The following is a 7,703-nucleotide window of genomic DNA, read 5'->3' as shown; positions in this document are numbered from 1 at the left end:
TTGAGGAAAAAGATTTAGAAAAAAGAGTCAACCCAAAACTCACATTGGAAGATGCCAAATCTGTTATAGTATGCCTTTTTCCCTACTACTCAGGTACTGTAGAATATGCAAACTTATCAAAGTATACGTATAGTATAGATTATCACAGAATAATAATGAAGAAATTGGAGACTATAGCTGATTTCTTGAAATCAAATATAGAAGGTTTTCATCATAAGGCCTTTGTAGATAATGGACCTCTCAGCGACAGATATGTGGCTTATAGAGCAGGACTAGGCTTCTTCGGAATAAACAGCCACTTGATAACAGACAGATATGGCTCCTATGTATTTATTGGATACATTATAAACAACTACCCCTTTGAGCCTGATAAACCACAAGATAGAACCTGTTACCAATGCTTTGATTGTGTGAGAAAATGTCCCGGTCAATGCATACTTGGAGACTTCACCATAAATCCTTTGCGATGCAAATCTTATATTACCCAGAAAAAAAAGGATCTGACTGAGGAGGATATTAAAATATTAAAGAAGCATAATCTCATATGGGGCTGTGATGTCTGCCAGGACGTTTGTCCTCATAATAAGAATGTGCAAGAGACAATTATTGAAGAGTTCCGTAAAAACCTTATATATAACATCGATTGCGAAGAACTAAAACAAATTTCAAACAGGGAATTTATAAGAAGATATGGAGATAGAGCCTTCAGCTGGAGAGGAAAAGGGATATTGATAAGAAATCATGAGTTGATACATGAATAGATAACCTTAGGCTCATTGATCCTAAGGTTATCTAATTGCTAAAAACTATCTAAGAGTATAACTTGGTATCTAACCACTACTCGAATGCTTTAAACATTTCTTTTTTTACACCGCATATGGGGCATGCATCAGGAGCATTATCTGTCACTGTATGACCACAAACAGCACAAATGTATACTGGACCTAATTCCATATCCTTGCCTTGTTTTGCAGCTTCCTGAGCTTTCTGAAAAAGCTTCACATGTATTTTTTCTGCCTCTAAGGCATAATGAAAGGCTTTCTCTGCCCCTTTTTCTTCTTGGTATCTGGCTGTCTCCAGATATACGGGATACATTTGTTCTACTTCGTGTAGCTCTCCACCAATAGCACCCTCAAGGTTATCTGCTGTTTTACCTGCACCAAATACGCCGCCTGCAGTTACACTGTAATCTCCAACCCTTTCTTTTAACACCCTGAAATGATTATCCGCATGAGCCCATTCAGCATAGGCTATAGCTCGAAATAGTCTTCCTATATTGGGCATATTTTCTTTGTCTGCTATATCTCCCCATATCAGATATCTCATATGGGCCATGCTCTCTCCTCCATAAGCAGAACGCAAAAAATCCGCAGTCATGTCGTTATTTACTGCCATTAATTATCTTCCTTTCCATTCAATTTTTACATAGTATGGCTTAATTAATGGCAAATAATACAATTAAAGTACTTTACTCAGAAATTCTTTTGTCCTTGCATTTTGGGGATTGTTGAAGACCTCCCGAGGTGTTCCTTCTTCCAGTATAAGTCCATCATCCATGAACATAACTCTTGTGCCTACCTCCTTGGCAAAGCCCATCTCATGGGTTACCACCACCATGGTCATACCATCTTTTGCAAGTTTTTTCATAACCTCCAAAACCTCACCTACCATTTCAGGATCAAGGGCAGAAGTAGGTTCATCGAAAAGCATGACCTCTGGCGACATGGCCAATGCCCTGACTATGGCTATTCTCTGCTTTTGGCCTCCAGATAGTTGATTAGGATAGCTATCGGCCTTATCTTCCAAACCGACTCTTTTCAATAATTCATAAGCTTTTTCCTTAGCCTCTTCCTCACTTTTCTTTTTAAGTTTAGTTGGAGCTAAAATAATGTTTTCCAATATAGTTATATGGGGAAAAAGGTTAAACTGCTGAAAGACCATACCCATTTTTTGCCTCTGTTTGTCTACATTGCACTTTTTATCGTTTAGTTTTACACCTTCAAATATTACTTCTCCCTGGTCTGGCTCTTCCAGCATATTGAGACATCTGAGGAATGTGCTCTTACCCGAGCCGCTGGGACCAATAATGACGACTATTTCTCCCTTTTCGATATCAGTATTTATACCCTTTAAAACATCCAGTTTCCCAAATCTTTTATGGAGATTAGATACCTTAATCACTTGCGCTCATCCTCCTTTCAAGGAAACCGACAAACTTAGAAGCTGCAAATGTTATACAGAAATATATTGATGCAGCTATCAGGAGGGGTTCAAATCCTTTTGCAGTAGCTCCCCTGACTACATCTCCGGCCTTTGTAAGCTCCATTATTCCTATAACAGATACAATAGAGGTTTCCTTAATAAGAGTAACAAATTCATTTCCAAGAGCCGGCAGTATATTCTTGAATGCCTGAGGTATTATAACATATCTCATAGCCATAGATTTGCTGAGACCCAAGGATCTGGCTGCTTCCATCTGTCCTTTGTTTATTGATTGTATACCTGCCCTGATTATTTCAGCCACATATGCTCCGCTGTTTATAGCCACAGCTGCTGCCCCTGTCATGAAATCTGAAGAATCATAGCCGATAAGCTTAGACAGAACAGGTATTTCCGGGAAACTTATATATTGTGATATGCCAAAATACAGTATCATTATTTGAATCAAAATAGGCGTACCTCTGATAACCTCTATATATGTTACAGCAATATATTTAAGCAGCTTATTATTGGATAGTCTGAATAATGCAAATATCAATCCTAAAACAATACCGAAGGTAATTGCAATGCATGTAAGCAAGATTGTATTCTTTGCACCATTTATATAATACCAACCGTATTTGTTTAAAAATATAAAGTCCAACCTGCTTCCCCCTAAATAATTGACCAATATTTTCGTAAAATTATAATTATTCAATAATATTGTGTAAATTTATTCATCATTTTCAAAATTTTTATTCAGCTGTTTCTGAAGAAAGCTTAATTGCATCAGCTACAAACTCATCAATTTTGCCTTCGTCCATCAATCTTTTCAATGTTTTGTTCACCTGTTCAAGGAGCTCAGTATTTCCTTTCTTTACTGCTGCAGCTGCTCCTCCAACCTCATCTGTTACATATACATCGCTTATTATCAGGTCAGGATTTTCTTCAACATATGCCTTAGCAACCGGCAACTCAACAATAACAGCGTCACATTTTTTAGCCTTCAAATCAAGTATCAGATCTCCTACCTTTGTAAGAGTTTTCACCTGAGCTCCCTTTAATTGTTCTGCAGCTATCTTTTCCTGTGATGTTCCCTGCTGTACTGATACCTTTACGCCGTCAAAATCATCTACAGTTTTGTATTTATCCTTGTCTTCCAGTCTGATAACTACTCCTTGCTCTGCTTTATAATATATCTCAGTAAAATCAGCGTTCTTCTTCTTTTCTTCATCCGGTGTCATACCTGCCAAAACCAAGTCTATCTTACCTGCCTCAAGAGCTCCCAGCAAAGATGAAAAATTCATATCCTTTATTTCAAGCTCTTTTCCCATATCCTTGGCAATTTCTTTTGCAATCTCAATATCAAATCCCACAATCTTATCCTCACCGTCTTGCATTATATGCCATTCGTATGGTGGATAATCTGCGCTTGTACCTACCACAAGCTTGTCTGTTTCTGTTTTCTTGGCGCACCCCGCAAATGATAAAGCCAAAACTCCTGCTAAAAATAACAGCAATGATTTTTTCAACATCTTTTTCAACTTTTCTTCCCCCTATATAAATAATAATAGATTGATAATTAATTATTATACGCGCACTCGTATTATTATGCAAGTATTTTGTATAAAATATCATAAAAAATATCCTAAGGTTCATTAGTGAACCTTAGGATATTTTTTGCTTAAAACTTGCAAACATTATTTATGTAGATCCTATTTCTACTCGAATGCCTTAAACATTTCCTTCTTTACTCCGCATATGGGACATACATCAGGAGCGTTATCCGTTACTGTATGACCACATACAGGACAAATGTATACCGGGCCTAATTCCATATCCTTGCCCTGTTTTGCTGCTTCTTGAGCTTTCTTGAAAAGCTCAGCATGAATTTTTTCTGCTTCAAGGGCATAATGGAAGGCCTTCTCTGCATCCTTCTCATTCTGGAATCTGGCAGCTTCCAAATATACAGGATACATTTGCTCTACTTCATGCAATTCTCCACCAATTGCACCTTCAAGGTTATCTGCTGTTTTACCTACACCAAATGCGGCGCCGGCAGTTACACTGTAAGCTCCAACCCTTTCTTTTAAAGCTTTAAAATGATTGTCTGCATGAGCCCATTCAGCATAGGCTATGGCTCTAAAGAGTCTTCCAATATTGGGCATATTCTCTTTATCAGCTATATCTCCCCATATCAGGTACCTCATATGAGCCATGCTCTCTCCACCATAAGCAGAGCGCAAGAAATCAGCAGTCATATCATTTTTTACTGACATTTATTATCCTCCTTTCCAAACTATTCTTACATAGTATGGCTTTAGTAATGGAAAATAATACATGTTATTACAATATATATTACTTTATTTATCCATTGTATGTCAATTAAATTTGGAATTAGGATATTGACCCGCCTAAATTTAAAGCTGCTCTGAACATCATAAATATCTTAATATAATCTTCCGATTCTATTCTTATAGTCTTTTCGTCAACTCTCACAGCCTCAGGCAAAAGCATTGCACATTCTGCCATCACTTCTCTGTTAAATTCAATGTCCATGGTTATCTTGCCTTCGTATTTCAGAACTGGTTTCTTATCTCTATTTCTGATGGCTTCTGCCAATCTTGTTCTGTAAAGATCCCTGACTGTCTCTTTTGAAAAGTTATGTGCACTGTATCTTGAAATTGCCCTTTTGACAATTATTGTTTCCAAATCTCCTATTTCTTCTCTAGCCTGGGCTGCCAGCAAATCATCTCCCGATATGGCAAGGATAGGAACCCCGAAGTATCCTGCCACACCTGCATTAATGCCGCATTCTCCCATTTTCTTTCCGTTTATTGTTACATTAGCTATGGATTTACCTGAATACGTGTGATTAAATACTCCATTTATTGTGCCTGCTCTTGTATGATATCCGACAAATATGACTCCATCAAAGGTATCGTCAATTCCTTCCATCATACTCAAAGGTTTTGGACCTCCGCTGATCAATTGAGCTCTTGGATCCAACTCTTCAATCAGCAAATTATCCATATTGCTGTGAGAATCATTCACTACTACTTCAGTTGCCCCATTGTTGAAAGCTTCTTCTATGACCCAGTTTGCTTCCTGAGTCATAAGCCTTCTGGTACGGTTATATTCACTTGATTCATGTGATACATGGGAGGAAGATACCAATCCCCATATTCCTTCCATATCCACAGATATAAATATTTTCAATTGTCCTTTCTCCTTTCCTAAAACCTGAAAATCCCCTCAAATGATCATGTCAAAATCTGTCAGGATTTAGGTTCTAAAATATATGCTATTCCTGACCACGCTTTTTCAAACTCTGCAAGCTTATATTCTCTCCTTACTGTTTCATGATTGAGAGCAGCAGGGTCGTTGACAATAACATATTCCTCTCCATTTATAATAGTAAAACCTCTGACAACTATCAAATGCCCTGATGGATATGCCTGGGGAGCACCTATTAAATCATCCTTTTCTTTGGTTCTTATTGATACAACAACAGGCATAGCCTTGGCTATCATGCTTTTAATACCTGCTGATGACGGATATCTTTCAACATAGGCCTCAAATCCCTTGGAACCTGCATAAGCCACATTATATGACCAGTTGCCGTATATATTGGCTCCACTGTCATATACTCCTTCAGCTACCTCTTCGGTAGGCAAATTGACTCCATAGTATTCCATTACCATGGATAAAGAGGTAGGGCTGCATATTATGTTGCCTATTTTAGGAATAACCATCTGTGATCTTTCAGGCACTTCCAAGTCCCTCAACCATTTTTCATCTTCGCTGATTATCGAATCATCACCATCTGACAGCTTTAATGCTGCTGATATGGCTGATAACTTTGGGCTTGATGTATCCATGGAATTTCTTCTCATTATAACCTTATATTTAAGTCCATCTGCTGCCTTTCCGCCCAGAATAATTATGGTATCGATATCCATAAGCGCAATATGGTCTTTCTGATCCTTGACGCTAGCCCTCTTTTCCGAGGACCATTTGCCGTAGGAAAACCACATAGACCATTCAGCCTCTCTCCTGACTTGAAAAAAAACCTCTACTTCTGTTCCTTCAGGAGTTTCCGCATTCCAGGCTCCTACCAGGTTGGTGAAATAACTTGTACTTATTTCAGGTGATGTATAAATACCATTTAAAATACTATCTTCCAGTTCCAGCTGAGCTTTGCTGTTCAATCTCACTCCATTGCATATACCTGATGTAAAATCCAATCCTTTATGCCTTAACAATGTCACACCCCCAATGCAAATATTTAATCTCAATTTAATTCTCCAGCATTTTTCTGTACTCTTCCAATTCCCTGTCATTGCCCAATACAAAATGCTCCGGCTCTATCTCTACCCATTTTGGCTTATCAGTGGTATAGTCATGACAGCTTGGGTCATAGACTTCAAGAATCTTATTCTTCTCACGCCTTGGATCCGGCAATGGTATAGCAGAAAGCAGGGATCGGGTATAGGGATGCAAAGGATTATTGAAAAGTTTTTCAGTTTCTGCCAGCTCTACTATTTTTCCTTTATGGATTACAGCCAGCCTGTCAGTTATGAATCTTACAACTGATAAGTCGTGAGCTATAAATAAGTATGTGAGCCCCTTGTCTTTCTGGAGCTCAGACAGTAGGTTCAATACCTGAGCGCGAATAGAAACATCCAGTGCAGATATAGGCTCATCAGCTATTATTAGCTCCGGCTCCATAACCAAAGTTCTGGCAATTCCTATTCTCTGCCTTTGTCCGCCTGAGAACTCGTGGGGGAAGCGGCTTAAAAACTCCGGCAGCAATCCTACATCCAATAAGGCTTTTTCAACCTTTGCCTTTCTTTCCTCTTCGTTTTTATAGTTTTTAATATTATATAAGCCTTCAGATACTATATAATCAACTTTTGCCCTTTCATTAAGGGAAGCCATAGGATCCTGGAATATCATCTGGATTTTTCTTGTAAGCTCTTTGTCCAGTTCCTTGTCTATCTTTCCGTTTATCTTCTTCCCCTTGAATATTATTTCGCCCTCTGTTGTTTCATTCAGACGTATTATAGCCCTTCCAATAGTTGTCTTACCTGAGCCTGACTCCCCAACTAATCCGAAGGTTTCCCCTTTATAGATAAAGAAGCTCACATTATCAACTGCTCTGAATCTATTCTTTTTACTCTTTCCGAATTCAACTGATAAATTTTTTACTTCTAACAGGATTTCTCTTTCCTTATCATTCATCTTTGTTCAACCCCCATTGCTTTCGAAGTATTGCAATAGATTCAGGCGGTTCTACTTTGGGTGCCCTCGGATCCAGCAGCCAGGTTTTTGCCTTATGTGTAGGGCTTACTGTAAAATATGGCGGTTTTTCTACAAAATCTATTTTCAAAGCCTTTGGATTACGAGGTGCAAATGCATCTCCCTTTATATCATAAAACAAGTTTGGTGGTGTGCCCTTTATAGAGTGAAGGGGTTTGCCCTTTATACCCAACTGGGGCAAT

At 38.4% G+C, this 7,703-nt stretch carries 9 protein-coding genes and 1 pseudogene; 1 reads left to right on the top strand and 9 read right to left on the bottom strand.

Translation table 11 applies throughout. The features are described from left to right. Positions 1-761 (top strand): tRNA epoxyqueuosine(34) reductase QueG (queG, locus tag ACESM9_RS13195; RefSeq protein WP_372999524.1); only part of this gene is annotated, 761 nt, incomplete at its 5' end. Positions 762-837: 76 nt separating this feature from the next. Here the strand turns inward: queG and ACESM9_RS13190 are convergent. The 9 genes and pseudogenes from ACESM9_RS13190 to ACESM9_RS13150 form a co-directional block, all read right to left on the bottom strand. Continuing rightward, a complete protein-coding gene (locus ACESM9_RS13190; RefSeq protein WP_372999521.1) occupies positions 838-1,395 on the bottom strand; it encodes a rubrerythrin family protein in 558 nt (185 codons plus the stop codon). A 63-nt stretch (positions 1,396-1,458) separates the two neighbouring features. Then, positions 1,459-2,181: an amino acid ABC transporter ATP-binding protein gene (locus tag ACESM9_RS13185; RefSeq protein WP_372999518.1), complete on the bottom strand. Its 723-nt coding sequence runs from the start codon at positions 2,179-2,181 to the stop codon at positions 1,459-1,461. Next, positions 2,174-2,863: an amino acid ABC transporter permease gene (locus ACESM9_RS13180; protein ID WP_372999515.1), complete on the bottom strand. Its 690-nt coding sequence runs from the start codon at positions 2,861-2,863 to the stop codon at positions 2,174-2,176. Before ACESM9_RS13180 ends, ACESM9_RS13185 begins: the two co-directional genes overlap by 8 nt. A gap of 91 nt (positions 2,864-2,954) precedes the next feature. Then, a complete protein-coding gene (locus ACESM9_RS13175; protein ID WP_372999527.1) occupies positions 2,955-3,734 on the bottom strand; it encodes a transporter substrate-binding domain-containing protein in 780 nt (259 codons plus the stop codon). A gap of 186 nt (positions 3,735-3,920) precedes the next feature. Further along, positions 3,921-4,478 (bottom strand): rubrerythrin family protein, encoded by a 558-nt coding sequence (locus ACESM9_RS13170; RefSeq protein ID WP_372999512.1) that lies wholly within the window; start codon positions 4,476-4,478, stop codon positions 3,921-3,923. Between the two features lie 118 nt (positions 4,479-4,596). Continuing rightward, positions 4,597-5,418: a M55 family metallopeptidase gene (locus ACESM9_RS13165; protein ID WP_372999509.1), complete on the bottom strand. Its 822-nt coding sequence runs from the start codon at positions 5,416-5,418 to the stop codon at positions 4,597-4,599. A gap of 59 nt (positions 5,419-5,477) precedes the next feature. Beyond that, positions 5,478-6,464: a C39 family peptidase gene (locus ACESM9_RS13160; RefSeq protein ID WP_372999506.1), complete on the bottom strand. Its 987-nt coding sequence runs from the start codon at positions 6,462-6,464 to the stop codon at positions 5,478-5,480. 34 nt (positions 6,465-6,498) lie between these two features. Beyond that, entirely contained in the window at positions 6,499-7,443 is a 945-nt protein-coding gene (locus tag ACESM9_RS13155) for an ABC transporter ATP-binding protein (RefSeq protein ID WP_372999503.1), read from the bottom strand. Further along, positions 7,436-7,703 (bottom strand): annotated as a pseudogene (locus ACESM9_RS13150) (ABC transporter ATP-binding protein); the annotation flags it as partial. The gene ACESM9_RS13155 and the pseudogene ACESM9_RS13150, both read right to left, overlap by 8 nt.

The sequence above is a fragment of the Lutispora sp. genome (genome assembly GCF_041687175.1).
Lineage (GTDB): Bacteria > Bacillota > Clostridia > Lutisporales > Lutisporaceae > Lutispora.
Note: the sequence above shows the minus strand (reverse complement) of the source record. Positions and strands in the feature narration are given on the sequence as shown.

What these genes read in the sequence shown, in the direction of transcription:
- ACESM9_RS13190 (WP_372999521.1), bottom strand. Translation starts at nt 1,395, where the DNA reads ATGGCAGTAAATAACGACATGACTGCGGATTTTTTGCGTTCTGCTTAT.
- ACESM9_RS13175 (WP_372999527.1), bottom strand. Translation starts at nt 3,734, where the DNA reads ATGTTGAAAAAATCATTGCTGTTATTTTTAGCAGGAGTTTTGGCTTTA.
- ACESM9_RS13170 (WP_372999512.1), bottom strand. Translation starts at nt 4,478, where the DNA reads ATGTCAGTAAAAAATGATATGACTGCTGATTTCTTGCGCTCTGCTTAT.
- ACESM9_RS13155 (WP_372999503.1), bottom strand. Translation starts at nt 7,443, where the DNA reads ATGAATGATAAGGAAAGAGAAATCCTGTTAGAAGTAAAAAATTTATCA.